Below are 23,370 nucleotides of genomic sequence, written 5' to 3'. Positions count from 1 at the left end.
ATCGTCGACTGGCTGCATGGTTAATGCCCATAACCGGGCAAAAATGGTGTATGATACAAGGGTCTTAAAGGTCTGGGAGGTCACCATGGCATATATCACGATCACCACTTGGGAGGTCGCCGATGGCACCGATTACGACATCACCCTGCGCGGAATCCGCGAAAAGCGCCTGCCTGCGTTAAAGGCTCTAGGTGCCAGCCGCATCACGGTTGTGCGCACCAGCGACCGCACCAGTGCGGCCATCACAGAATGGCCTGACAAAGCGACGCGTGATGCCGCCGAACAGGCCATTGAGGAGGTGCGCAAAAAGCTTAGCCGCGAGGATCTGGCGCGGATGACCGGAGAGATGAAAGGGGCTGTTGTCGCGGAGACCTGAAAAGCCCGGGGTAAAGGATTGACCCATTTATGCGAGTTACGCCGGTTTTCAGGTGGTTTTGCCCGACCATATAGCGACCAAGGGAAGTTCACTATTAGCCTGTGTAGGGCGGCGGAATGTGCGCCGCCCTTAGCCTCACCGCGAAAATTTCTTGTGCTTCATTCTTGTCGGCTCCAGCGCATCGGGGCCTAGGCGGCGTTTCTTGTCCTCTTCGTAATCCTCGAAGTTGCCCTCGAACCATTCCACATGGGCCTCGCCCTCAAATGCCAGCATATGGGTACAGATCCGGTCGAGGAAGAACCGGTCGTGCGAAATCACCACGGCGCAGCCGGCGAAATCGACCAGCGCGTCTTCCAGGGCGCGCAGGGTCTCGACGTCAAGATCGTTGGTCGGTTCGTCCAGCAGCAGCACGTTGCCGCCTTCTTTCAGCAAGCGGGCCATGTGGACGCGGTTGCGTTCGCCCCCGGAGAGCAGCCCGACCTTTTTCTGCTGATCGCCGCCTTTGAAGTTAAACGACGAGCAATAAGCGCGTGAGTTCACTTCGGCATCACCCAGTTGGATCAGTTCGGCGCCGCCGGTGATGGCCTCCCACACGGTGTCGTCGTCCTTGAGGTCATCGCGCGACTGATCAACATAGGAGAGCTCTACTGTTTCGCCGTATTCGATGGTGCCGGTATCGGGTTCAAGCTGCCCGGTCAGCATCCGGAAAAGCGTTGATTTACCGGCGCCGTTGGGGCCGATCACGCCGACGATACCGCCCGGAGGCAGGGCAAAGGACAGATCCTCGATCAACTGTTTGTCGCCCATATGTTTGGACAACCCGTTGACCTCGATCACCTTGTTGCCAAGGCGGGGACCGTTCGGAATGACGATCTGGGCGCGCGCCAGCTTTTCCCGCTCGGAGGTTGCGGCAAGCTCGTTATAGGCGTTGATCCGGGCCTTTGATTTCGCCTGCCGGGCCTTGGCGCCTTGACGCATCCATTCCAGTTCGCGTTCCAACGTCTGCTGCTTGGATTTGTCCTCGCGGGCTTCTTGCGACAGGCGCTTGGCCTTCTGCTCCAGCCAATCAGAGTAATTGCCTTCGTAAGGGATACCGCGCCCGCGATCGAGTTCAAGAATCCAGCTGGTGATATCGTCAAGGAAATAGCGGTCGTGGGTGACAACCAGAATCGTGCCTTTGTAATCGATCAGATGCTGTTGCAGCCACGCGATGGTTTCGGCGTCAAGGTGGTTGGTCGGTTCGTCCAGCAGCAGCATGTCGGGCGCTTCGAGCAGCAGCTTGCACAGAGCGACACGGCGCTTTTCCCCGCCTGACAGGGTTGTGACATCGGCATCATCGGGCGGGCAGCGCAGCGCCTCTAGGCTGACATCGATCTGGCTGTCGAGATCCCAAAGGTTCTGGCTGTCGATCTCGTCCTGAAGCTGGGCCATCTCGTCGGCGGTTTCATCTGAGTAATTCATCGCCAGTTCATTGAAGCGATCAAGTTTGGCTTTTTTCTCGGCGACGCCCAACATGACGTTTTCACGCACGTTCAATGTTTCGTCCAGTTGGGGTTCTTGCGGCAGGTAGCCGACCTTGGCGCCCTCGGCCGCCCAAGCCTCGCCCGAGAAATCCTTGTCGATTCCCGCCATGATCCGCAGCAGGGTGGACTTCCCCGCGCCGTTGACACCGACGACACCGATCTTGACCCCGGGGAGGAAGTTGAGATGGATGTTCTCGAACGTTTTCTTGCCGCCGGGATAGGTCTTGGACACTCCCTGCATGTGGTAGACATATTGGTAGGCGGCCATGGTGTGCTCCTGCTGCTCACTTGCGCTTTGACGTCGGTGGTCTATCCAAGGGCGGTTGAAAGAGCAATCGGGAAGAAATGTGGCGCGGACAGAGTTTCCACTGGCGCGAGCGGGCATGTCAATCGGCCTGCTGGGCGGGTCTTTCGATCCCGCGCACAAGGGCCATGCGCATATCACGCGTGAGGCGCTGAAACGGTTTGGTTTGGATCGGGTCTGGTGGTTGGTCAGTCCCGGCAACCCGCTGAAAGAGCATGGCCCCGCTCCATTGGCCGAACGAATTGAGCGGGCGTGCGCGGTGATGCGCCACCCCCACGTTGATGTGACGGATATTGAGACGCGGCTGGGTACACGGGTGACAGCCCGCACACTGGCGGCGCTGCGCACGCGTTATCGGGGCGTGCGGTTCGTCTGGTTGATGGGCGCGGACAATCTGGCGCAGATCCATCGATGGCAGGATTGGCGCTGGATCATGGACCATGTGCCGGTCGGTGTGCTGGCGCGTCCGGGTCAGCAAATTTCGGCTTGCATGTCGCCCGCGGCGCGAATTTACCGACCGTACCGGATTCCGGGTTCGCAAAGTCAAGCACTGGCGCAGGCAGAGGCGCCAGCTTGGTGTTTCGTCAACGTCCCAATGGTTGATATTTCCTCATCCGAAATCCGGGCAGCCGGAAAGTGGACGGCCGCCCAATCACGCGAAGGTGAGCACTGAAACGCCCTGTGAGGTGGTTGTCTGTCCCGTTGGGCTGCGGTTAGATGCGGCCATGACAATGAACAGATCGCGTCGGTTTTTTCTTGGTGGAATAGGGGCACTGCTGGCTGCGGGGCCGGTGGGTGCTGCTGCGCCGCAAACATCGCTGCGCCCGCAGATGCGCTTTGCCGCTTTGCAAGCCGAAATCACGGGCGGCCCCGAGGGGCTGGTGGATCGGGCCAAGCTGAGCGGTAAGGTGGCCTGTTCGGTGGCGGACACCAAGACCGGGCTGGTGCTGGAAACGCTGCATGGCGATCTTGCGCTACCTCCTGCGAGCGTGGCTAAGGCGCTGACCGCCTTATACGCGCTGGAGACATTGGGTGCGGGGTATCGCTTCAAGACCCGGCTTTTGACAAACGGCGTAATCCATAATGGGGTTCTGAGCGGAGATCTGATCCTTGCTGGGGGTGGAGATCCGTCGCTGGATACCGATGACCTGGCGGCTATGGCAGCGCAATTGAAGCTGGCGGGTGTGCGCCAGGTCACCGGCGGTTTTGTGGTGCAAGATGGCGCGCTGCCGTTCACATCCAGTATTGATGCTACGCAAGCCGATTATTCGGGATACAGCCCTGCCGTTTCGGGAATAGCGCTAAATTTCAACCGGGTGCATTTCGAATGGAAGCGGGCCGGCCAAGATTATACAATCAGCATGGAGGCACGGGCGCGGAAGTTCCGCCCCGCAGTTGCCGTGTCGCGGATGCAGGTCGTGGACCGCAGCACGCCGGTTTATACCTATGCCAGTGACAAGGGTGGGGATCAGTGGACCGTGGCCCGCAGGGCGCTGGGCAAGGAGGGCGCGCGTTGGTTGCCGGTGCGTCGACCCGGTGACTATGTCGGCGATGTCTTCCGGACGCTGGCAGCGGCGCAGGATATCAAGCTGAAGGTGCCAAAGGTCGTTACCGCCCTGCCGGCGGGCGCGCGCGTTCTGGTGGAACACCAAAGCGGCGAATTGAGCGGCATTTTGCGCGATATGTTGAACTGGTCGAATAATCTGATCGCCGAGATGATCGGAATGACTGCAACGGCGGCTCGCGTCGGGCGGCCAGATTCGATTCGCGCTTCGGCGCGGCAAATGAACGCGTGGGCGGCCGAGCGCTATGGTATGGTGCAGACAAATCTGGTCGATCACTCGGGTCTTGGCGATGAATCGCGCATGACCGCGGCTGATTTGGTGACGGCACTGGTTCAGGTGCGCAGACAGGGGCATCTGCGCCCGATGCTTAAAGAATTCACATTGCGCGATGCGCAGGGGCGGCCAAACAAGGGGCATCCGATCAAGGTTTACGCCAAGACCGGAACGCTGAATTTTGTCTCAGGGCTGGGCGGCTTCATGACCGGACCGGATGGTACCGAATTGGCCTTTGCGATATTCTCCGCCGACGCCGACACGCGCGAAAAATTCAAAGCCACTGAGCATGAGATACCGCCGGGGGCGCGCAACTGGAACCGCCGGGCCAAGAATCTGCAGCAAAAGCTGATCGAGCGTTGGGGCGTGCTTTACTGTACCTGAGCGGCTCGCCTCAGGTCAGGTGCCGGGCCCGCGCGCCGCGCTCGATTGCGGCGGCATGCAGCCGATCGAGATTAAGCTCATAGCGGATTTCCTCGAGCAGTCGCAGTTCGGCTTCGCCGATCCTGCCATCGGCGGCAGCCACGTCGCAGGCCAGCGCATAAGCGGTTTCGAACAGGCGCTCGGGCAGGTGTTTACGGATCAGGCCGAACAGCGCGTCCAGACCGTCCTCCTGTTCGAAAAGATCGAACACGACCTGCGCGGTGACATTCATACGGTCATCGTCATAATCAGCGAAAACCGGCAGGTTGTTGACCGCCGACTGGATCTTGATCAGTTCTGCGGTGCGGATATTTTCATCCGAGGCGGAAACGGCGATCATCAGCGCCACAAGCGCATCCTGAGCGCCAAGATTGTCGGTGTCTGGCATGGTCATAAATCCTTTGTTGCGCGCTTGTTGCGGTGCAGAATATTGACGCGCCCACGCCAGCACAATAGGTAACGGCCGATGGTCGCGCACTGCCTGCGTGACCCTTTACCCTGGAGAATGAAGATGTCCGAGTTGCGCGAAGCAGCGTTTCAATCGAAAGCCTGGCCCTTTGTCGAAGCGCGCCGGGTATTGAAACGCTATGAAAAAGCGCCGCCGGAAAAAGGGTATGTGCTGTTTCAGACCGGCTATGGCCCGTCTGGTTTGCCACATATCGGCACCTTTGGCGAGGTCGCGCGCACCACGATGATCCGGCGCGCTTTCGAGGAACTGAGCGATATTCCTACGCGGCTGCTGTGTTTCTCCGACGATATGGACGGGATGCGCAAGGTGCCGGGCAACGTGCCCAACCAAGAGATGCTCAACGAGCATCTGCAACTGCCATTAAGCGATGTCCCCGACCCGTTCGGTACGCATGAAAGCTTTGGCGCGCACAATAACGCCATGTTGCGCCGCTTCCTCGACACGTTTGGTTTTGAGTACGAGTTCATCAGCGCCACCGAGTTCTATCGCTCGGGCCAGTTCGACGAGGTGCTGCTGCGCGCGGCTGAACGCTATGATGACCTGATGAAGATCATGCTGCAATCGCTGCGCGATGAGCGTCAGAAAACCTATTCGATCTTTCTGCCCATCCATCCCGAAACCGGACGGGTGCTGTATGTGCCGATCAAGGACGTGAACGCCAAGGACGGCACGATCACCTTTGACGACGAGGACGGGCGTGAATGGACGTTGCCGGTGACCGGCGGCAATGTAAAACTGCAGTGGAAGCCGGATTTCGGTGGGCGCTGGGCGGCACTGGGCGTCGATTTCGAGATGTATGGCAAGGATCACTCGACCAACACACCGATTTACGATGGCATCTGTCGCACTCTGGGAGCGCGCGCCCCAGAACATTTCACCTATGAGCTGTTTCTGGACGAGAACGGCCAGAAAATCAGCAAGTCGAAAGGTAACGGCGTCAGCATCGACGAATGGCTGACCTATGCCAGCAGCGAAAGCCTGTCATATTTCATGTACCTGAAACCCCAGACCGCCAAGCGGATGCATTTCGATGTGATCCCAAAGGCGGTGGATGAATACCACCAGCAATTGCGGGCTTTTGCGGGGCAGGATGTCAAGGCGCGGCTGAACAACCCGGTCTGGCATATTCATGGTGGCGACGTCCCGGAGTCGACACTGATCGTGCCATTCGCGATGTTGCTCAATCTGGCGTCGGTATCCGGCGCCGAAAGCGAGGAGCAGCTTTGGGGGTTTATTCGGCGCTATGCGCCTGAGGCATCGGCCGACAGCCATCCGGATTTGGCGGCGGCGGTGGGCTATGCGCTGCGCTATTATGAGGATTTTGTCAGACCGACGCGGGCGTTCCGCGCGCCCAGCGAGGCAGAGCGCGCCGCCCTAGAGGAATTGCGCGACCAACTGACCGCCTATGATGGGCCGGTCGAGGACGAAGCGCTGCAATCCGTGGTCTATGCCGTGGGTCGCGACCGGTTCGATCCGCTGCGCGGATGGTTTACCGCTCTTTACGAGGTGCTTTTGGGAGCCAGCCAAGGGCCGCGTTTCGGTGGATTTATCGCGCTATACGGTGTCGATGAGACCGTCGCGCTAATCGACCGTGCCTTGGCCGGCGATCTGGCGTGATACCCTTGGGGCGTGGCCGTTGCGCCGCGCCCCAACAAACCGTGACGGTGGTTTAAGACCGTCTTTAGCCTTTGTTGCTACACCATTTCCCGTGTCCGGTTCGCCCCGGATTGATGCAATGCGCGCGGCAGCGCCGCGATGGGAAAGGGATTTCGATGAACAAGGCAATCACCGACGGCATATTGTTCATGCCACCGGCATTCGCGAATGGCCTGGACATGTGGTCAAGCGGCGATGGCACGCCGGGTTCGGATAGCTATGCCGGGGCCGCCAATGCCGCCTTTGTTCCGGCAGATCCGGAGTTTGGCGGCTGTCTGGAGCTGCAAAAGACCGAAAGCACACAAAAGTTGCGCTATATGGGGGAAACGCCACTGCTGCCTGGCTGCTATCTGCAAATCCGCGCGCGTATCAAGGCGGTCAGCGGCAACCTGCCGTCGGTACGGATTGCCGGCTGGGCTGGCGCGGGCGGGGGCGATCATGTGAACGGCGTGGTCGAGGTGGGACCGACCGTCACGCTGGCCAGCTATGGCGACGTGGTCGAGATCGCCGCGATTGTTGGCTCGGGCGCGCGGGGCGGGGTCGATATGGCTTGGGGGTTGGAGGCGATTTACGGGCATTTCGGCCTTGACCTGACCGGGCCGAATGGGGGCGTGCTGCGCATCGACGACATCGAAATCACGGATGTTACCAAGCTGTTTGTGCTCGATATGATGGGCCGCGTCGATATACGCGACTTCGGTGCCATCGGCGATGGCAGCACTGACAATACCGCTGCGTTTACGGCTGCTGACCTTGCTGCCAATGGGCGGCGGCTTTTCGTTCCGGCGGGGGACTACTACCTTGGCGAAACGGTCAGTCTGCTGTCGCCGGTCGAGTTCGTGGGCACGGTTAGCATGCCCGCAGACAAGATGCTGTTGCTGACCAAGGGGTTCGATCTGCCGACTTACATCGCGGCGTTTGGCAACGAAGAACTGGCATTTCGTAAGGCGTTTCAGGCCTTGCTGAACAATGTCGACCATGAATCGCTGGACATGGGCGGGCGCAAGATCACCGTGACCGGTCCGATCGACATGCAAGCAGCGGTGCCCAACAAGGCGAGCTACGCCACGCGACGGGTGCTCCGCAACGGGCAGTTCACAGCCGCCGAATCAACCGCTTGGGATACCGAAATTGTTACGTCTCAAGCGACCTATGATCCCAACGACGCGCGGATCCTGACCAACGTGACCAATATCGCCAATGTTCCGGTGGGGGCGCTGGTTACAGGCGATGGTGTCGGGCGGGAAATCTATGTTCAATCGAAGAATACCGGAGCAGGAGAAATTACCCTCAGTGCACCGCTCTATGATGCCGCTGGAACGCAAACCTATGAGTTTCACGGATTCAAATATATGCTGGATTTCAGTGGCTTCAGTCAATTGAATCAGTTTTCGATCTCAGATGTAGAGGTCCAGTGCAACAGCCTGTGCAGCGGGATCAGACTGGCGCCTTCCGGGCAGACTTTCAGCTTGCGGGATTGCTTTATCTCGCGGCCCATGGATCGCGGGCTGACCTCGATCGGGGCGGGGTGTCAGGGCATGTTGATCGACCGCTGTCAGTTTTTGTCGGCGGAAGAACCGTTAGATGTCGAAGACCGCAAGACCATTGCGCTGAATGCCAATGCCAATGATGTCAAACTGCGCAACAATCGCGCCACCCGTTTCAAGCATTTCGCCATGTTGGCGGGGGACAATAGCATGGTGATCGGTAACCACTTCTTTCAGGGCGATTCCGTCGCCAATGGCGTGCGCACCGCCGGGCTGGTCATCGCCGGCACCTATACCTGCGCGACCATTACCGGAAATTACGTCGATAATTGCTTTATCGAATGGACCAATGAACACGACCCCAGCCCGGCCTTCATCGATGGTTTTTCATTCAGTTCGATGAGCATCACCGACAACATTTTTCTGGCGAGCGCGGTGGCCCCGTGGTTCAGCTATATCGTCGTCAAACCTTACGGCGCGGGCCATTTCCTGAACGGTGTAACGGTCAACGGCAACAATTTCCGCGCGATCAACGGTACCATTGATCGGGCCGAGCGGGTCGATACCAGTTTTGCCGAATTGAACTTCAGCCGAATCCGCGATGTAACCTATACTGGCAACGCCTATCATGGCGTCGACAAAAAGGCGGCAAGCCCCTTGCGCTTGCGATATCTACAGGGCACCGCCGCGCAAAACTGGGTGATCGATACCGATGGCGAACTGCCCTTCCTTGGTCGCGCACGGGCAGTGGATGCGGTGGTGGCGCTGGGCGAGATTTTTAATGAGCAGTCGGCGGTGAAACACGCCATGCCCTATGCGCGGCCTGAAGAAGGCAGCGATAAAAGCCAGGTGATTCTGACTTGGGACGAGGCAACGCACGGCGAGGTGTCGGTGACGGTGCGCGTGGATATCTGATGTATTGAGTGCCTCCGCGAGTGGGGGTGGAGCTACGCGATTCAGAACTCGCGCCAGAATCCCAGTTCGAGGCCGACGCTCGCGTTGGGACCGAATGTCCGTTCAAGCCCTGCGGCCCATGTGGCTTTCTTTCCCGATCCGATCAGGATTGTGGGGGTCAGCGACCAAGATACAGGATCGTCGGCCACGCGGGTGGCCGCGACCTTCAGCAGGGGGCGAAACAGCCGTTTGTTCGACAGGCCGATGCTGGCGTCCAGCTTGTAAATCGGATCGGCAAGCGCCTCGCGACGCTCGACCGTCGTTTGCGCGGTCAGCCATCCCGGACCCCACGGACTATCGAACCCGCGCCCGAGTGCCAGCGCCACCGTATGCATGCGCAGCCTCTCGATTTTTTCAGTGTGAAGGTTGGTGTCTCTGACATAAATGCCTGTTCCCAGTTCCAGCGTATAGCGCATGCGCCAAGCATCCGGAGTGAAGGGCAGGCGCATGAAGATCCGCGCGTGACCGGAAAGCATACTCACTTGGCTGCTTTCGCTGACCGCCCCCTTCTGGTTCAGGTCAATACCCAGGGTGAGGTGGCCAAGAACGCCGTAGTCCGCATAGATCCGGGTTTCGTACTGGGGCGCGCTACTGGGTCCGCGCAGAACGCCGGCCGTTGATACGAAACCGCTGCCCTTTTCGCGCAACCATGCACTTGCTTGTGCAGATTGAGCCGCCAAAAGGCATAGTAAAAAGAACACCAGAATCCGGGGCATGTCCCTCCTTTTCGCCCTACATTCAGCAATTCTGGTTAATAGGAAGTTACCCGGTTCCGGCTTCAACTGAGTGTTGGAGCACGCATTCGCAGACAAGCGCAGGTGAGCGCCGAGATCCGCCGCAAAGCCGAAGTGCTGTGGCTGGCCCGGATTTACCTTGCGTCCTTGCACTATTTGGATACGCTGCAATGCAGCAGAACCGGAGGTTCGGATGGGGCAGGTCATTACCATAGCGCAGCAAAAGGGCGGTGCCGGCAAGACCACACTGGCCGTCAACCTTGCGGTTGGTTTTGCGCAGGCGGGTAGGTCCGTGGCGTTGATGGACACCGATCCGCAGGGCAGCGCCGGACGCTGGTTCATGGCCCGACTGGAGGCACAGGGCGAGCCGGGTCTGGAGTTCTCGACCGCTTCGGCCTGGGGCGTGCCTTACGAATGCCGCAAACTGGCCGATAACCATGACATCGTGATCATCGACACGCCACCCAAAGCCGACAGCGATCTGCGCCCGGCCTTGCGCGCTTCTGATCTGGTGCTGGTGCCGGTCGCCACATCGCATCTGGATCTCTGGGCGGTCGAGGTCGTGCTGAACCTCGCACGCAACGAGAATATTCCGGCCATGATGGTCATGACCCGCGCCCGCTCCGGGACACGACTGGCGGTCGAAGTCGGCGAGCAGGCCGCACAGATGGATGCTGAAATTGCCCTGGCGGCAATGGCAAATCGGGTGATCTATGCCGAAACGCTGGGCAAGGGCCGCGCCGCTCTTGAGGCGCCCAAAGGTCCGGCCCATGATGAGATACAGGCATTGCTTAGCGAAGTCTCGGCCCGGCTGGGCAGGCCGTAATTGCAAGTGGGAGGGGAGAGAAAAATGCCGAATATCACTAAGGAAAGCAATATTCAGACGGTGATCACGACCTTCGAGATGACACCGGGCACCTGTCAGGATTTGCTGGATGCGCTGACTGACGCTTATGCCCAGTTCATTTCGAAACAGCCCGGTTTCATCGGCGCAGGTCTGCACGTAAATGATGCGCAGACGCGGATTGCCAACTATTCCCAATGGCAGCGGCGCGAGGATTTCCAAGCCATGCTGCGCTCGGAAGAAATGCGCGCCCGCAACCGCAAGATCCACGAACTGTGCCGCAGTTTCGAGCCGGTCATGTACGACGTGGTCGAGTGTTTCGACTGACGGGTTCAAACTGGCCCACTTGACTTCGACCATTGCCGCCGAGAGCATGACAGGGCAGACTGGTGCCGCAAGCTAGGAGCACGCCTATGTATCACAATATTCTTGTCCCAATTTCCTTTGACGCCGAGCGCGACACGTCGGCGCCGCTGAAACTGGCGCAGAAGCTGGCCACGCCCGATGCTCAGATCACCCTGCTACATGTTATCGAGCATGTTCCCAGCTATGCGATTTCCTACATTTCCGCCGATTACCTGGCCGAGGCCCGGCAGGCGATCGAGGCCGAATTGCAGGAACTGGCCGATCAGGTTCCCAATGGGCGGGCTGTGGTGATCGAGGGCCATTCGGGGCGGTCGATTCTGGACTGGGCCAACACCAATAAGCCCGATCTGATCATCATCGCGTCGCACCGGCCGGGCATGCAGGATCTGCTGCTTGGCTCCACCGCCTCGCAAGTGGTGCGCCATGCGCACTGTGCTGTCCATGTGGTGCGCTGAGATGTGGCGGGTTGTAGCTGTGATGTTGCTGGTGTCCGGCGTTTCGGCATGGGCAGACGAGCCGGTGAACCTGCGCGGGGACCGCATGAGCGTCACCGTTCAGACCGATGAGGGTCCGGTCGAGATCGGGCGTATTCAAGATCCGACCAACGAGATCAGCGGGGAATGGGCGCGAACCTCACGCGCCTGTCCGCCGTTCTGCATCCAGCCGATGACCCCCGCGCCGGGGGTAACAACGATTGGCGAGCTGGAATTGCTCGACATGCTGGAAGACCCTGACACGATCGTCGTGGACAGCCGCACGCCGGATTGGTTTACCCAAGGCACAATACCGGGCGCGATCAACATTCCGTATACGGACGCTGCAGAGCAGTTAAACCTTCTCGGCTGCGAGTTGGACTTTGAGGGCTTCCTCTGTGACGAGGCAAAGCCGGTTGCCTTATTCTGCAATGGGCCGTGGTGCGGGCAATCGCCGACGGCTGCGCGCGCTATGATCGCCGCCGGCTTCCCCGCCGAAAAAATCCATTATTATCGCGGTGGCATGCAAGTGTGGCGGCTGTTGGGTCTGACAGTAACTGATTAAGGTGCGCTGACCCACGCGACCCGTGGTCCACAGATCGCGTGGGTATCTGGACGTGAGTAAGATACGAGCATCGCGGCCCTTCTGCAGGGCACCGAAAATGCGCGCGAACGGTCGATTATTTGCGCAGAATCTCAGGCAGCCACAGGACGATTTCCGGGAATACGAACAGGGTGGCCATGGCTGCGATCTGCAAAAGCACGAACGGAATTGCCCCGCGATAGATCATGCCGGTGCTGATCGTGCTGGGGGCGACACCACGCAGATAGAACAGCGCAAAGCCAAAGGGCGGCGTCAGAAACGACGTTTGCAGGTTCATGCCCACCATCACGCCCAGCCAGATCGGCTCCAGTCCCAGGTCCAGCAGGATCGGGGCAGTGATCGGGATGATGATGAAGATGATCTCGAACGTGTCCAGAATGAAGCCCAGCACGAACATGATCGCCATGACCATGATTGCCGCACCGATCACGCCGCCGGGCAGGTTGGTCAGGAACACATGCACCAGGTTGTCGCCGCCCATTTGCCGGAACACGATGGAAAACACCGAGGCGCCGAACAGGATGATGAACACCATCGAGGTGATCGACGCGGTTGCAACCACGACCTGTTGCAACGTCCCTGTTGAAAGCCGCCAGCGCAGTGCCGCCAACAAGGTCGCGCCCACCGCGCCGACCGAGGCAGCCTCGGTCGGGGTGGCGATGCCGCCGAGGATCGAGCCAAGCACCGCGATAATCAGCAGCAGCGGTGGCACCAATGCGACCATGATCTCGCGCGGCATGCCCTTGCGCTCCTCCTCGGGCACGGGGGTCGCGGGGCAGGATTGTGGATCGGTGATCGCCTTGAACACCACGAAACCGATGTAAAGGCTGACCAGCAGGAAGCCGGGGATGAATGCGCCTGCGAACAGGTCGCCCACCGAAACCGGTGACGGCGCGAAATTGCCCTTTGACATCTGCACTTGTGCATGGATGCCCGCCAGCATGTCGCCCATGAAAATCAGCACCGTCGAGGGCGGAATGATCTGGCCCAATGTGCCGCTGGCACAGATCACGCCGGTCGCCAGTTTTGGATCATATCCCGCCCGCATCATTGCCGGCAACGAGATCAACCCCATTGTCACCACCGTTGCCCCGACCACCCCGGTCGAGGCCGCCAGCAATGCGCCCACTAAAATCACCGAGAAACCAAGCCCGCCGCGCAGCCGTCCGAACAGGCGGCCCATGGTCATCAGCAATTGCTCGGCAATGCCGGATCGTTCCAGCATCACCCCCATGAAGATGAACAGCGGCACCGCCACCAGCACTTCGTTGGTCATATAGCCGATATAGCGGTTGGCCAGTGCGCCGAAATTGCTGGGGTCGAAGACCCCTACCGCGTACCCCACGAATGCAAAGATCAGCGAGGTGCCGGCCAACGTGAAGGCGACCGGAAAACCCAGCATCAGCATCCCGATGACGCCGAAGAACATTAGGCCCGAGAGAATCTCGCCCAGCAAAACAGGGTCCATGCGGGGCTACTCCACTTTGCTGTATCGGTAATCGGGCGGCACCAGATCAGGATGATCGGCTAGCACCAGCACCGAGCGGATCAGCATGGCCAGCGCCTGCAATCCGACCAGTACTGCAAAGATCAGCACAAAGGATTTCAGGACATAGAGGCCCGGCATTCCGCCGACATTTGCCGACCCTTCCATGAATCTCCACGATCGTTGCACAAAAGGCAGCGCGTAAATGAACACGACGGTGACGAAGGGCAGAAGGAAAAACACGACCCCGGCCAGATCGGCAATCGCCTTGGTGCGATCCCGCGCACCGCGATAGAAGATATCGACGCGGACATGGTTTTCGCGCAGCAAGGCAAAGGCCGCCACTGCAGTGAACATCGCGCCATTCATCCAGACATAGAGATCCTGCATCCACAGCCGCGTGGTCGAAAACAGGTAGCGTTCGACCACGACCCAGAAACAAAGCACGACGATGCCAAGCGAGAGCCAGGAAAACACCAGTCCTACGACCCGGTTCAACCCGTTAATGGCCTGCAGAATCCGCGCCAAAAACGTCAAATCGTGCCTTTCCCTGATGTGCTGCGCCTATTGCCGTTTATGCGCTTAGAGATGCGCCAGGGTCAACAGAAGACGTCGCGTGTAGTGGTTGTCCGTGGCGGCGAAGAGGGCTGCCTAGTGCAGAATAATGGGGCGAGAATTATCTATTTTTATAGCAGAACAAGGCCGATATTTGCGGGCCGTGCGCCATGAAGGGGCCGAGCCGGAACCACAGGCTCAAGCAGGCGGCGGGTCAGAAACATCTGAGCCCGATAACATGGCGAATTCAGCTTTGAGCAATGCCTCGGCATATTCTGCCGCCGCATTACTGTCATAGACGACACCGCCCCCGACATTGAGCCGAACCCTTTCATCCGCCCCGCAGATCAGCGTTCGGATCGCGACGCCAAATGACATCGAACCATCGGGTGCGATCCAGCCGAGCGCGCCGCAATAGATGTCGCGCGCGGAGTCTTCCAGCGCGGCCAGAATCTGCATCGCGCGGATTTTCGGCGCGCCGGTGATCGAGCCGCAGGGAAAAAGCGCCTCGAAAATGTCGGGAATGGTAACGCCATGATTCAACCGAGCAGTGATGCGCGAGGTCATCTGATGCAGGGTCGCATAGGTTTCGATGGTGAAAAGCTCGGGCACGCGCACGCTGCCGATCTGTGAAATCCGACTCATGTCGTTGCGCAGAAGATCAACGATCATCAGGTTCTCGGCACGGTTCTTTTCCGAATTGTGCAGCCATTGCGCGTTGCTGGCGTCTTGCTCGGGCGTTACGCCGCGCGCGACGGTGCCTTTCATCGGCCGCGCGACCATGTTGCCATGCTGATCGACCGAAAAGAACAGTTCGGGCGAACGTGACAATACCACCGGTCCGCCCAGATCAATCAGCGCCCCATGCGGGGCCGCCTGACGTTTGCGCAGGCGTGACCATAGCGCATCAATCGATCCGGTTCGCTTGGCCACCATCGGAAAGGTCAGGTTGGCCTGATAAATGTCTCCTGCGGCGATGAAATCGTGCAGTTTTGCAAAGGCAGCGCCATAGTTGTCTGGCGTCCAAACTGGTTCTGGCTTTGTCAGCGATGCGGTGCCTTGATCTGTCACTTCGGCAGCCGGCGAGGGCGCATCGAACACGCCGAACAACAGCAATGGCATCTCGCGTTCGTCCGGCAGCAGCGCGCGCAGCTTGGCGCTGAACAGATAGCCAAGTTCGTAACTTGCATAACCGGCAAGCCAAAACCCATCGGTCTGGGCCTGCTGAAGTGCGGCAAGAGCCTCGGGAACCTGTTGCGCTGTATCCGCGCGGATGATGCGGCGCGGTGTGCGAAACGCGGTTCCTGTCGGGGTCGGACCGCCATCGAAGATCACGCGGTGGTCGGGCATTTAGCGGAGTACTCCTAGCGGGCGGCTGGACACGGGATCAGATATCGGCAGCAATGCGAAGATCGCGCAACGGGCGGACGGTCTCGATCGACTTCTGATAGATCGGATCGGCTTTGTATTTCGCAAGATCCTCGGCGCTTGCGAATTCTGCATATACGACGACATCCACTTCGTTGGAAAGTGCATCGCTTTGCGTGTTGCGGCGCACCTCGAAAACCTTTGAGTAGGGGATTTTGCCAAGCTGTTCCAGCCCTGCGACGATGCGTGGAATGTCGGTCTTATCCTTGGCACTGAAAAACACGATATGCCGAATCGCGGGTCTCTGGGTCATGGGTTGGCCTTTCTCGAACAGTTCTTCCCGCGGTCTAGGCCATATTTCCCAGGGCCGGACAAGAGAGCGGGCGGTCAATTTATCGGCTTCAAACGAAAAATTCTGCCGGATTTGCTTGAGCAGGGTGATGTTGTAGGTGCGAAGCTCAGTTAATGCTGTCGCGGCTCAAGCGCCTTTGATGGCTCGCTGTGTCATATGTCGCCATCTAAAGCTGCTAATGTAGCGCATGAGCACACGTGAATGACGGCGCAAAAGCAGCGAGGGTGATGACAGAAGCCAAACTTCTTCCCTGCGCTGTATTGCCCGGGTAAGTGCATAAACGTCCTGTCTTTAAGCTTAATCGGCAAAGCTCAAAGCTGGCCTGCGTTACGGGCAGCCCAAGCAGGCGAACACCGCAATCATACTGATAGATTGCAGACATTAATCGCATCATCAGGCACAGGCATTGATTGCAATGATCCAAGTCTTTAAGAAGCGCACCACGCCCCGCGGCAATTTGCCGTTAGCCAGCAGGATGGACAGCCCATGAAACGCAAGACTTTCCTCGCAACCGTGGTGGGGGCCGCGCTGGCGCTGACCGCCTTTGAGGCACCTGCGCAAGAACCGATCAAGATCGGCGAGATCAACCATTTCAAGCGTATGGCCGCCTTTGCCGAACCCTATCGCATGGGAGTCGAGTTGGCGGTTGAGCAGATCAACGAAGCGGGAGGCGTTCTGGGGCGTCCGTTGGAGTTTATTTACCGCGACGATCAGGGCGAACCGGGCGAGGCGGTGAAAATTGCCGAAGAATTGATGACTCGTGAGGGCACGGTAATGCTGACCGGCGCGATCCTGTCCAATATCGGGCTGGCAATCAGTTCTCTGGCCGCCGAAAAGCACTATGTCTATCTGGCTTCCGAACCGCTGGCCGATGCATTGGTTTGGGACAAGGGGAATGACTGGACCTTCCGCCTGCGCACCTCGACCTACATGCAGGCGGCGATGCTGGCCGAAGAGGCCGCCAAGACCGATGCGATCCGCTATGCCACCATCGCGCCCAACTATGCCTATGGCAAGGATGCGGTCGCGGCCTTCAAGGAAAACCTTCTGGCGCTGAAACCCGAAGTGGAATTCGTTGCCGAGCAATGGCCACCGCTGTTCAAGATCGACGCGGGGGCCGAGGTGCAGGCGCTGGAACGGGCCAAGCCCGATGCAATTTATAACGTCACCTTTGCCGGGGATCTGGCCAAATTCGTGCGCGAGGGGACCACGCGCGGCCTGTTTGACGGGCGCAAGCTATACGGCCTGTTGTCGGGTGAGCCGGAATATCTTGATCCGCTGGGCGCCGAGGCGCCCGAGGGCTGGATCGTCACCGGGTTTCCTTGGTACGGATTTGACGAGGGCGCGGAAAAAGATTTTGTCAACGCCTATCAGGCGCGCTGGGACGATTACCCGCGCAACGGGTCGATCGTCGGTTACAACACCGCGCTTTCGGTCGCCGCTGCCATCGAAAAGGCCGGCTCGACCGAGGCCGAGGCGATCCGCGAGGCCTTTGTCGGGCTGGAACTGGACACACCGGTCGGGCCGGTCACCTATCGCGAAATCGATCATCAATCGACCATGGGTGCCTTTGTCGGCACGACCGCCCTGCGTGACGGAGAGGGCGTGATGATCGACTGGGAATATCGCGACGGCGCCGATTATCTGCCTTCCGATGATGTGGTGCGCGAGATGCGCCCGGCGAAATAACCGCCGTCACTTAGGATCGTGGGACTGTTCATTGCGCAATTGCTGACCGGACTGGCCAATGCCGGGGCACTGTTCATGGTGGCGTCGGGCCTGTCGCTGATCTTTGGCGTGACGCGGATCGTTAACTTTGCCCACGGCTCGTTCTACATGCTGGGGGCCTATGTCGGCTATACGCTGATGCAGGTGCTGCCCGGTGCTTTCGGCTTCTGGGGTGCGATCCTGCTGACCGGTGTTGTCGTCGGGCTGGTCGGTGTTATCGTCGAGATTCTGGTGCTGCGCCCGGTCTACCGCGCGCCGGAATTGTTTCAGTTGGTCGCCACTTTCGGGGTCATTCTGGTGATTCAAGATCTGGCGCTGATGATCTGGGGGCCGCAGGATCTGCTGGGGCCGCGCGCGCCGGGACTGAAAGGTATCGTTCGGATCATGGGCGAGCCGGTGCCGAAATACGATTTGGCATTGATCGCGATCACGCCCTTCGTCGCGCTGGCGCTGTGGTGGCTGATCGCACGCACCCGCGTCGGCATTCTTGTGCGCGCCGCCACGCAAGACCGCGAAATGGTCGGGGCGCTGGGCGTCAACCAGTCCTGGCTGTTCACCGGCGTGTTCTTCCTTGGCTGCGCGCTGGCGGGCTTGGGCGGGGCCGTACAACTGCCCAAGGGCGGTGCCGATCTGCTGATGGATTTCAATATTCTGGCGTCAATCTTTGTCGTTGTGGTGATTGGCGGCATGGGGTCGCTGCCCGGGGCCTATTTGGCGGCGGTACTGGTATCGGTGCTGAACGTATTCGGCGTGACCTATCTACCGCAAAGCACGCTGGTGCTGATGTTCGTGGTCATGGCGCTGGTCTTGATGATCCGCCCCTATGGGTTGCTGGGCCGCGAAGAGGTTGCCGGCGATCACGGCCAGAGTGGCGAGCCCGAACGCCCGATCAAGCCCGCCGGAGCGCGGGTGCGGCTGATCGTGGCCGCCGGACTGGCGGTGTTGGCCGTGGTGCCTTTGCTCGCGCCGTCCTGGATCGCTATTTTGGCGACCGACATCCTGATCTTCTGCCTGTTCGCCGCCTCGCTGCATTTCCTATTGGGCCTTGGCGGGTTGGTCAGTTTCGGCCATGCGGCCTTTTTCGGCGGCGGTGCCTATGTGGCGGCGCTGTTGGTGGCCCATGCCGGGACGCCGATGGAGCTGGCGCTGCTGCTGGCACCGCTTGGCGCGGGGTTGCTGGCAATGATCATCGGCTGGGTCTGCCTGCGCTTGACGGGCGTATATTTCGCGATGCTGACATTGGCCTTCGCGCAGCTGCTCTGGAGTCTGGCCTATCAGTGGGGCGAGGTCACCGGCGGTGATGATGGATTGGTGGATATCTGGCCGCCGGACTGGGCCACATCCAATCTCGTGTTCTTCTATCTGACGCTGGTGCTTTGCATTGGTGGCATTCTGGCTTTGCGCCACGCGGCCCATGCGCCGTTCGGCTATGCCCTGCGCGCCGCCCGCGACAGTGCCCGGCAGGCCGAGGCGACGGGCATCCACACGCGCGCGGTGCAGTGGGTGGCCTTCGCCCTTGCCGGGGCCATGGCCGGGCTTGCGGGCGGGCTGTTTGTCTTTGCCAAGGGCAGCGTCTTTCCCAATGAGCTGGAGATCACCCGCTCGTTCGATGCGCTGATCGTGGTCTTCCTTGGCGGAGTCAAGACGCTCTCGGGCGGGGTGGTCGGCGGCGCGGTGTTCGAAAGCGCTAAGGACATGCTGACCCGGTTTGAATATTGGCGTCTGGCGCTGGGCCTGACCATCATTGCGGTGGTCGTATTGGCCCCCGAAGGCATCGTCGGCGGGCTGCGCCGCCTCGGCGAACGTATCGGCCTACTGCGGCCCTCCGAGCAGGAAACATGAGTACGGTGCTGTCGGTGCGCGGGCTCAGCAAATCTTTCGGCGGAATCCGCGCCGTCGATGACGTGTCCTTTGATCTCGCGCAGGGCGAGTTACTGGCGCTGATCGGCCCCAACGGCGCGGGCAAGAGCACCTGTTTCAACATGATGACTGGCCATCTGAAACCCGATGGCGGCACGGTGTCGCTGAACGGCACGCCGATCACTGGGCTGAAGCCGCGCCGGATCTGGCGGCTGGGCGTTGGGCGCACGTTCCAGATCACCGCCACCTATGCCTCGATGACCGTGGTAGAAAACGTGCAAATGGCGCTGATCTCGCACCATCGCCGGGTCTTCGCGCTGCGCCCCTATGCGCACCGGCTCTATCGCGACGAGGCGCTGGAGCTCCTCGATCTGGTCGGCATGGCGGCCCAGGCCGACCGCGCCTGCGCGGTGCTGGCCTATGGCGATCTCAAGCGGTTGGAACTTGCCATCGCGCTGGCGCATGCGCCGGGCCTGCTGCTGATGGACGAACCCACCGCCGGCATGGCACCGGGCGAACGCGCCGCGCTGATGCAACTGGTGGCCGATATCGTGGCGCAGCGGCAGTTGAGCGTGCTGTTCACCGAACATGATATGGACACGGTTTTTGCCCATGCCCATCGCGTTATGGTGCTGAACCGCGGCCGGCTGATCGCCAAAGGCCCCGTCGCCCACATCCGTGCCGACCCAGAAGTGCAACAGGTCTATCTTGGCGGCGGCACTCTATTCAATGCGCTGGACACATCAACCGATGCTTGAACTGGCCCAGATCAACAGTTTTTATGGCAAGGCCCATGTGTTGCGCGCCCTCTCGCTGCAGGTCTCGCGCGGGCAGGTGGTCGCGCTTTTGGGGCGCAACGGCGCGGGCAAGACAACGACGCTCAAATCCATCATGCAACTGGTGGTGCCACGGTCCGGGCGCGTCCGTTTCAATGGCGCCGACATCACCGGCTGGCCAGCCCATCGCGTGGCGCGCGCCGGCCTTGGCTATGTGCCCGAGGAACGGCGCATTTTTACCGACCTCACGGTACTGGAAAACCTCGAAGTCGGTCGGCAAAAGCCGCGACAAGACGCCGCCATCTGGAGCCGCGACGCGCTGTTCGAGCTGTTTCCCAACCTCGCCGAGCGTCGCCACAATCGCGGCCGCGACCTGTCGGGCGGCGAACAGCAAATGCTCAGCATCGCGCGCACACTGATGGGCAACCCGTCCTGCGTGCTGCTGGACGAACCCTCCGAGGGCATCGCGCCCGTCATCATTGAAGACATGGCCCGCGCCATTGTGCAGTTGCGCGATCAGGGGCTGACGGTGCTGCTCTCCGAACAGAACCTGCATTTCGCCCGGGCCGTCGCCAGCCGTGCGGTGGTTCTTGATCGCGGCACCACGCGCTTTTCGGGCAGTTTCGCCGATCTTGATGCCAGCCCGGAAATTCGCGACGCGTGGCTGTCGGTCTGAGCGCCCTGCTTCCTTCTGGTTGCAAATACCCATTGCGGAGCGGCGCCGCATAGGCCGGGGTACAGGGCGCCGCTATCTGATGGGTTTTTTGCACCCGATCCAGCGATTTTGCGTTACAAGAAAGTCGGGCGCGGCGCGAATTCTTCCATCCCTCTGACTCAACCCAATTGCGCACCTTGTTTGTCGCGTTGCGGCATTCTACATCAGCTCTCATGAAGTTACGCCTTCCCTTTATCAAAAGCCGCCCACTTGTGTCCGTGGTTCGCCTCCAGGGGACCATCGGTACATCGGGGCGGATGACGCTGAGCGATCAGGCTTTGGCCTCGGTTCTGGAAAAGGCATTTCGCAGGGGCAAGCCCGATGCGGTCGCGTTGGAAATCAACTCGCCCGGCGGCTCGCCGGTGCAATCCTCGCTGATCGGGCGGCGGATCCGCGATCTGGCGGAGGAAACCAAAGTTCCCGTCATTGCCTTTGTCGAAGACGTTGCCGCGTCGGGGGGCTATTGGCTGGCGGCGTCAGCCGATGAAATCTGGGCCGATGAAAGTTCGATTCTGGGCTCGATCGGGGTGATATCCTCGGGCTTTGGTGCGCATGTGTTTCTGAGCCGTCAAGGAATCGAGCGGCGGGTTTATACCGCTGGCAAATCGAAATCGATTCTGGACCCGTTCCGCCCTGAAAACGAAGACGACGTGGCCCGCCTGACCGCCCTGCTGGGCGACGTCCATGAACACTTTATCACCCATGTCAAAAATCGTCGTGGTGACCGGCTGGACACCTCCGCCGATTTGTTCACTGGCGAGATCTGGCTGGCCCGTCGCGCCGCCGAGCTGGGCCTGATCGATGGAATCGGGCATCTGAAGGCCACGCTGCGCGAGCGGTTTGGCGACAAGGTGAAATTACGCCGCTACGGCTTACGCCGTCCCTTTCTGACGCGTTTCGGGGCCTATGCCTTCAATGAAGCCGTTACCGGCATCGAGGAGCGCGCGGCTTTCGCGCGCTTTGGTCTTTAAGGTGATCCTCAAGATCGTCGCCCTGTTTCTGGTGGCCATCGCGGTGTTGGCGATGTTCGGAAAACTGCGATTTCCAGGCCAAAATCGTCTCGACTCAGCAAAATGTCCGGGGTGCGGACGTTATCGCATCGGCAAAGGGCCGTGTTCCTGCGGCTACAGGGGGCGAGAATGAGCGCGTGGATTCTTGCCGCTTTGGGCTTGCTGATTCTGTTTTTTGCAGGCGACGCGCTGGTACGTGGTGCGGTCAATCTCAGCCTGCGGCTGGGCGTGCCGGCGCTGATCGTAAGTTTGACCGTTGTGGCCTTTGGCACTTCAGCGCCGGAATTGCTGGTGTCGATCAGTGCGGTGCGCGATAATCTGCCGGGGCTTGCACTGGGCAATATTGTCGGTTCGAACACCGCCAATATTTTGCTGGTGCTGGGTATACCAGCCATGCTCGCGCCGATACACAGCACAGAGTGCAATACCCGCAAGTCGTTTCTGGTGATGATTGGCATCTCGGTTCTGTTTATTGCACTGGCCTTCAACGGCGTTCTCAGCACGATGGAAGGTCTGATCATGCTGGCCGCTCTGGCTCTGGTTCTGCTGGATCAATTCCGAGAGGTGCGGGTCTATCAACGGGCCTGCGCCAACGGCGAAATCGGAGGGCTGGAAGAGGCCGACCCGAATATGCCGTGGTGGCGCGTGATTGCATATCTTGTTGTGGGGATTGTCGGACTGCCACTGGGCGCAAATTTACTGGTCGAAAACGCCTCGATCATCGCACGGCATTATGGGGTCAGTGACGCGGCAATTGGTTTGACACTGGTTGCGGTGGGCACGTCGCTCCCCGAACTCGCGACCACGGTGGTGGCGGCGCTGCGCCGGCAGGCCGATGTTGCGCTTGGCAATGTGATCGGGTCGAACATATTCAACCTGTTGGCGGTCATCGGTCTCGCCACACTGATCCGACCAATTGATGTCGCGCCCGAGTTCCTGCGCTTTGATCTTTGGGTCATGCTGGCGGCTTCGCTGCTGCTGATCCCATTCGTGTTTATGCAAAAGAACATTACCCGGCTTTGGGGCATTGCGCTGACCGCACTCTACCTGGTCTATCTTGCAACAGTTTTTCTTTGAGGGCGACGGCCGAACGCGAAAGAAAGAATGCTGACACAGGCCATGGCAGCGCAGGGGCTTGAGCCGGAGATTGACGACAATAACGCGCCCTGCGCCATCGATTTTATCGGCAACAGGATCGATCAGCGCGTGCGCAAGCAAATCCCCGAATTCATGATCCATACCGTGGCCAGGGCAGCGTTTTGGACTTTGACGCAGACGACAGCGCGGGCCCCCCGCAATTCGGGTCAATGCTATCGGTCCCGGCCCAACCATGCGCGCAGCTCATCAAAGCGGGGCGCATTTTGTCGCCCAACAGAGAAACACAGTGTCGGCCGCGGTTCGAACCCATCCGATTGTATTGGCGCGTTGACGCTCTGGGACATTAACTTTTCCACCGGCCCCCCGGCTGT

22 protein-coding genes are annotated in these 23,370 nt (G+C 59.9%); 15 read left to right on the top strand and 7 right to left on the bottom strand.

Annotated features, from left to right (window positions below):
* Positions 1-85: 85 nt before the first annotated feature.
* Complete coding sequence (locus JAO82_RS01720) at positions 86-376, top strand: hypothetical protein (protein WP_198684603.1); 291 nt, start codon at positions 86-88, stop codon at positions 374-376.
* A gap of 135 nt (positions 377-511) precedes the next feature.
* On the opposite strand, the gene ettA is transcribed toward JAO82_RS01720, so the two are convergent.
* A complete protein-coding gene (ettA, locus tag JAO82_RS01715; RefSeq protein WP_198684602.1) occupies positions 512-2,167 on the bottom strand; it encodes an energy-dependent translational throttle protein EttA in 1,656 nt (551 codons plus the stop codon).
* Between the two features lie 79 nt (positions 2,168-2,246).
* Between ettA and JAO82_RS01710 the strand changes: the two genes are divergently transcribed.
* Together JAO82_RS01710 and dacB are read left to right on the top strand one after the other, a co-directional pair.
* Complete coding sequence (locus JAO82_RS01710) at positions 2,247-2,876, top strand: nicotinate-nucleotide adenylyltransferase (RefSeq protein ID WP_198684601.1); 630 nt, start codon at positions 2,247-2,249, stop codon at positions 2,874-2,876.
* A gap of 58 nt (positions 2,877-2,934) precedes the next feature.
* Positions 2,935-4,425, top strand: coding sequence for a D-alanyl-D-alanine carboxypeptidase/D-alanyl-D-alanine endopeptidase (gene dacB, locus JAO82_RS01705; protein WP_232897168.1), 1,491 nt, complete (start codon positions 2,935-2,937; stop codon positions 4,423-4,425).
* Between the two features lie 10 nt (positions 4,426-4,435).
* Here the strand turns inward: dacB and JAO82_RS01700 are convergent, their stop codons facing one another.
* Positions 4,436-4,852, bottom strand: a complete 417-nt coding sequence (locus JAO82_RS01700; RefSeq protein WP_198684599.1) for a tellurite resistance TerB family protein — start codon at positions 4,850-4,852, stop codon at positions 4,436-4,438.
* A 123-nt stretch (positions 4,853-4,975) separates the two neighbouring features.
* On the opposite strand from JAO82_RS01700, the gene JAO82_RS01695 reads away from it, so the two are divergent.
* Complete coding sequence (locus JAO82_RS01695; protein ID WP_198684598.1) at positions 4,976-6,550, top strand: lysine--tRNA ligase; 1,575 nt, start codon at positions 4,976-4,978, stop codon at positions 6,548-6,550.
* Positions 6,551-6,705: 155 nt separating this feature from the next.
* Entirely contained in the window at positions 6,706-8,991 is a 2,286-nt protein-coding gene (locus tag JAO82_RS01690) for a glycosyl hydrolase family 28-related protein (protein ID WP_198684597.1), read from the top strand.
* A gap of 41 nt (positions 8,992-9,032) precedes the next feature.
* On the opposite strand, the gene JAO82_RS01685 is transcribed toward JAO82_RS01690, so the two are convergent.
* Positions 9,033-9,971, bottom strand: coding sequence for a hypothetical protein (locus tag JAO82_RS01685; protein WP_198684596.1), 939 nt, complete (start codon positions 9,969-9,971; stop codon positions 9,033-9,035).
* On the opposite strand from JAO82_RS01685, the gene parA reads away from it, so the two are divergent.
* The 4 genes from parA to JAO82_RS01665 all read left to right on the top strand — a co-directional run bounded on the left by parA (position 9,958) and on the right by JAO82_RS01665 (position 12,012).
* Positions 9,958-10,590: a ParA family partition ATPase gene (gene parA / locus JAO82_RS01680; protein ID WP_198684595.1), complete on the top strand. Its 633-nt coding sequence runs from the start codon at positions 9,958-9,960 to the stop codon at positions 10,588-10,590. The two genes, JAO82_RS01685 and parA, sit on opposite strands and share 14 nt — an antisense overlap.
* Positions 10,591-10,614: 24 nt before the next feature.
* A complete protein-coding gene (locus JAO82_RS01675; RefSeq protein WP_198684594.1) occupies positions 10,615-10,935 on the top strand; it encodes an antibiotic biosynthesis monooxygenase family protein in 321 nt (106 codons plus the stop codon).
* 86 nt (positions 10,936-11,021) lie between these two features.
* A complete protein-coding gene (locus JAO82_RS01670) occupies positions 11,022-11,429 on the top strand; it encodes a universal stress protein (RefSeq protein WP_198684593.1) in 408 nt (135 codons plus the stop codon).
* 1 nt (position 11,430) lies between these two features.
* A complete protein-coding gene (locus JAO82_RS01665; protein ID WP_198684592.1) occupies positions 11,431-12,012 on the top strand; it encodes a rhodanese-like domain-containing protein in 582 nt (193 codons plus the stop codon).
* A 115-nt stretch (positions 12,013-12,127) separates the two neighbouring features.
* Here the strand turns inward: JAO82_RS01665 and JAO82_RS01660 are convergent, their stop codons facing one another.
* The 4 genes from JAO82_RS01660 to JAO82_RS01645 form a co-directional block, all read right to left on the bottom strand.
* On the bottom strand, positions 12,128-13,519 hold the full coding sequence (locus JAO82_RS01660; RefSeq protein WP_198684591.1) for a TRAP transporter large permease: 1,392 nt from the start codon (positions 13,517-13,519) through the stop codon (positions 12,128-12,130).
* A 6-nt stretch (positions 13,520-13,525) separates the two neighbouring features.
* Positions 13,526-14,074, bottom strand: a complete 549-nt coding sequence (locus tag JAO82_RS01655) for a TRAP transporter small permease subunit (RefSeq protein WP_198684590.1) — start codon at positions 14,072-14,074, stop codon at positions 13,526-13,528.
* 216 nt (positions 14,075-14,290) lie between these two features.
* Complete coding sequence (locus tag JAO82_RS01650) at positions 14,291-15,442, bottom strand: aminodeoxychorismate synthase component I (protein ID WP_198684589.1); 1,152 nt, start codon at positions 15,440-15,442, stop codon at positions 14,291-14,293.
* 37 nt (positions 15,443-15,479) lie between these two features.
* Complete coding sequence (locus JAO82_RS01645) at positions 15,480-15,773, bottom strand: Dabb family protein (RefSeq protein ID WP_198684588.1); 294 nt, start codon at positions 15,771-15,773, stop codon at positions 15,480-15,482.
* 525 nt (positions 15,774-16,298) lie between these two features.
* On the opposite strand from JAO82_RS01645, the gene JAO82_RS01640 reads away from it, so the two are divergent.
* From JAO82_RS01640 to JAO82_RS01615, 6 genes are all read left to right on the top strand, one after another.
* Entirely contained in the window at positions 16,299-17,501 is a 1,203-nt protein-coding gene (locus JAO82_RS01640; protein ID WP_198684587.1) for an ABC transporter substrate-binding protein, read from the top strand.
* 18 nt (positions 17,502-17,519) lie between these two features.
* A complete protein-coding gene (locus tag JAO82_RS01635; RefSeq protein WP_198684586.1) occupies positions 17,520-19,382 on the top strand; it encodes an ABC transporter permease in 1,863 nt (620 codons plus the stop codon).
* Entirely contained in the window at positions 19,379-20,158 is a 780-nt protein-coding gene (locus JAO82_RS01630; RefSeq protein ID WP_198684585.1) for an ABC transporter ATP-binding protein, read from the top strand. Before JAO82_RS01635 ends, JAO82_RS01630 begins: the two co-directional genes overlap by 4 nt.
* Positions 20,151-20,852 (top strand): ABC transporter ATP-binding protein, encoded by a 702-nt coding sequence (locus JAO82_RS01625; RefSeq protein WP_198684798.1) that lies wholly within the window; start codon positions 20,151-20,153, stop codon positions 20,850-20,852. Before JAO82_RS01630 ends, JAO82_RS01625 begins: the two co-directional genes overlap by 8 nt.
* Before the next feature lie 212 nt (positions 20,853-21,064).
* Positions 21,065-21,862 (top strand): S49 family peptidase, encoded by a 798-nt coding sequence (locus tag JAO82_RS01620; RefSeq protein ID WP_198684584.1) that lies wholly within the window; start codon positions 21,065-21,067, stop codon positions 21,860-21,862.
* A 168-nt stretch (positions 21,863-22,030) separates the two neighbouring features.
* Positions 22,031-22,978 (top strand): calcium/sodium antiporter, encoded by a 948-nt coding sequence (locus JAO82_RS01615; protein ID WP_198684583.1) that lies wholly within the window; start codon positions 22,031-22,033, stop codon positions 22,976-22,978.
* The last annotated feature ends 392 nt before the right edge of the window (positions 22,979-23,370 follow it).

Origin of the sequence: Pontibaca salina (genome assembly GCF_016307205.1) — a bacterium.
Lineage (GTDB): Bacteria > Pseudomonadota > Alphaproteobacteria > Rhodobacterales > Rhodobacteraceae > Pontibaca > Pontibaca salina.
The sequence above is the reverse complement of the archived record's forward strand: the minus strand, read 5'-3'. Positions and strand labels throughout refer to the sequence as shown.

What these genes read in the sequence shown, in the direction of transcription:
- JAO82_RS01720 (WP_198684603.1), top strand. Translation starts at nt 86, where the DNA reads ATGGCATATATCACGATCACCACTTGGGAGGTCGCCGATGGCACCGAT.
- ettA (WP_198684602.1), bottom strand. Translation starts at nt 2,167, where the DNA reads ATGGCCGCCTACCAATATGTCTACCACATGCAGGGAGTGTCCAAGACC.
- dacB (WP_232897168.1), top strand. Translation starts at nt 2,935, where the DNA reads ATGAACAGATCGCGTCGGTTTTTTCTTGGTGGAATAGGGGCACTGCTG.
- JAO82_RS01700 (WP_198684599.1), bottom strand. Translation starts at nt 4,852, where the DNA reads ATGCCAGACACCGACAATCTTGGCGCTCAGGATGCGCTTGTGGCGCTG.
- JAO82_RS01695 (WP_198684598.1), top strand. Translation starts at nt 4,976, where the DNA reads ATGTCCGAGTTGCGCGAAGCAGCGTTTCAATCGAAAGCCTGGCCCTTT.
- JAO82_RS01690 (WP_198684597.1), top strand. Translation starts at nt 6,706, where the DNA reads ATGAACAAGGCAATCACCGACGGCATATTGTTCATGCCACCGGCATTC.
- parA (WP_198684595.1), top strand. Translation starts at nt 9,958, where the DNA reads ATGGGGCAGGTCATTACCATAGCGCAGCAAAAGGGCGGTGCCGGCAAG.
- JAO82_RS01685 (WP_198684596.1), bottom strand. Translation starts at nt 9,971, where the DNA reads ATGACCTGCCCCATCCGAACCTCCGGTTCTGCTGCATTGCAGCGTATC.
- JAO82_RS01675 (WP_198684594.1), top strand. Translation starts at nt 10,615, where the DNA reads ATGCCGAATATCACTAAGGAAAGCAATATTCAGACGGTGATCACGACC.
- JAO82_RS01670 (WP_198684593.1), top strand. Translation starts at nt 11,022, where the DNA reads ATGTATCACAATATTCTTGTCCCAATTTCCTTTGACGCCGAGCGCGAC.
- JAO82_RS01665 (WP_198684592.1), top strand. Translation starts at nt 11,431, where the DNA reads ATGTGGCGGGTTGTAGCTGTGATGTTGCTGGTGTCCGGCGTTTCGGCA.
- JAO82_RS01660 (WP_198684591.1), bottom strand. Translation starts at nt 13,519, where the DNA reads ATGGACCCTGTTTTGCTGGGCGAGATTCTCTCGGGCCTAATGTTCTTC.
- JAO82_RS01650 (WP_198684589.1), bottom strand. Translation starts at nt 15,442, where the DNA reads ATGCCCGACCACCGCGTGATCTTCGATGGCGGTCCGACCCCGACAGGA.
- JAO82_RS01645 (WP_198684588.1), bottom strand. Translation starts at nt 15,773, where the DNA reads ATGACCCAGAGACCCGCGATTCGGCATATCGTGTTTTTCAGTGCCAAG.
- JAO82_RS01640 (WP_198684587.1), top strand. Translation starts at nt 16,299, where the DNA reads ATGAAACGCAAGACTTTCCTCGCAACCGTGGTGGGGGCCGCGCTGGCG.
- JAO82_RS01630 (WP_198684585.1), top strand. Translation starts at nt 19,379, where the DNA reads ATGAGTACGGTGCTGTCGGTGCGCGGGCTCAGCAAATCTTTCGGCGGA.
- JAO82_RS01625 (WP_198684798.1), top strand. Translation starts at nt 20,151, where the DNA reads ATGCTTGAACTGGCCCAGATCAACAGTTTTTATGGCAAGGCCCATGTG.
- JAO82_RS01620 (WP_198684584.1), top strand. Translation starts at nt 21,065, where the DNA reads ATGAAGTTACGCCTTCCCTTTATCAAAAGCCGCCCACTTGTGTCCGTG.
- JAO82_RS01615 (WP_198684583.1), top strand. Translation starts at nt 22,031, where the DNA reads ATGAGCGCGTGGATTCTTGCCGCTTTGGGCTTGCTGATTCTGTTTTTT.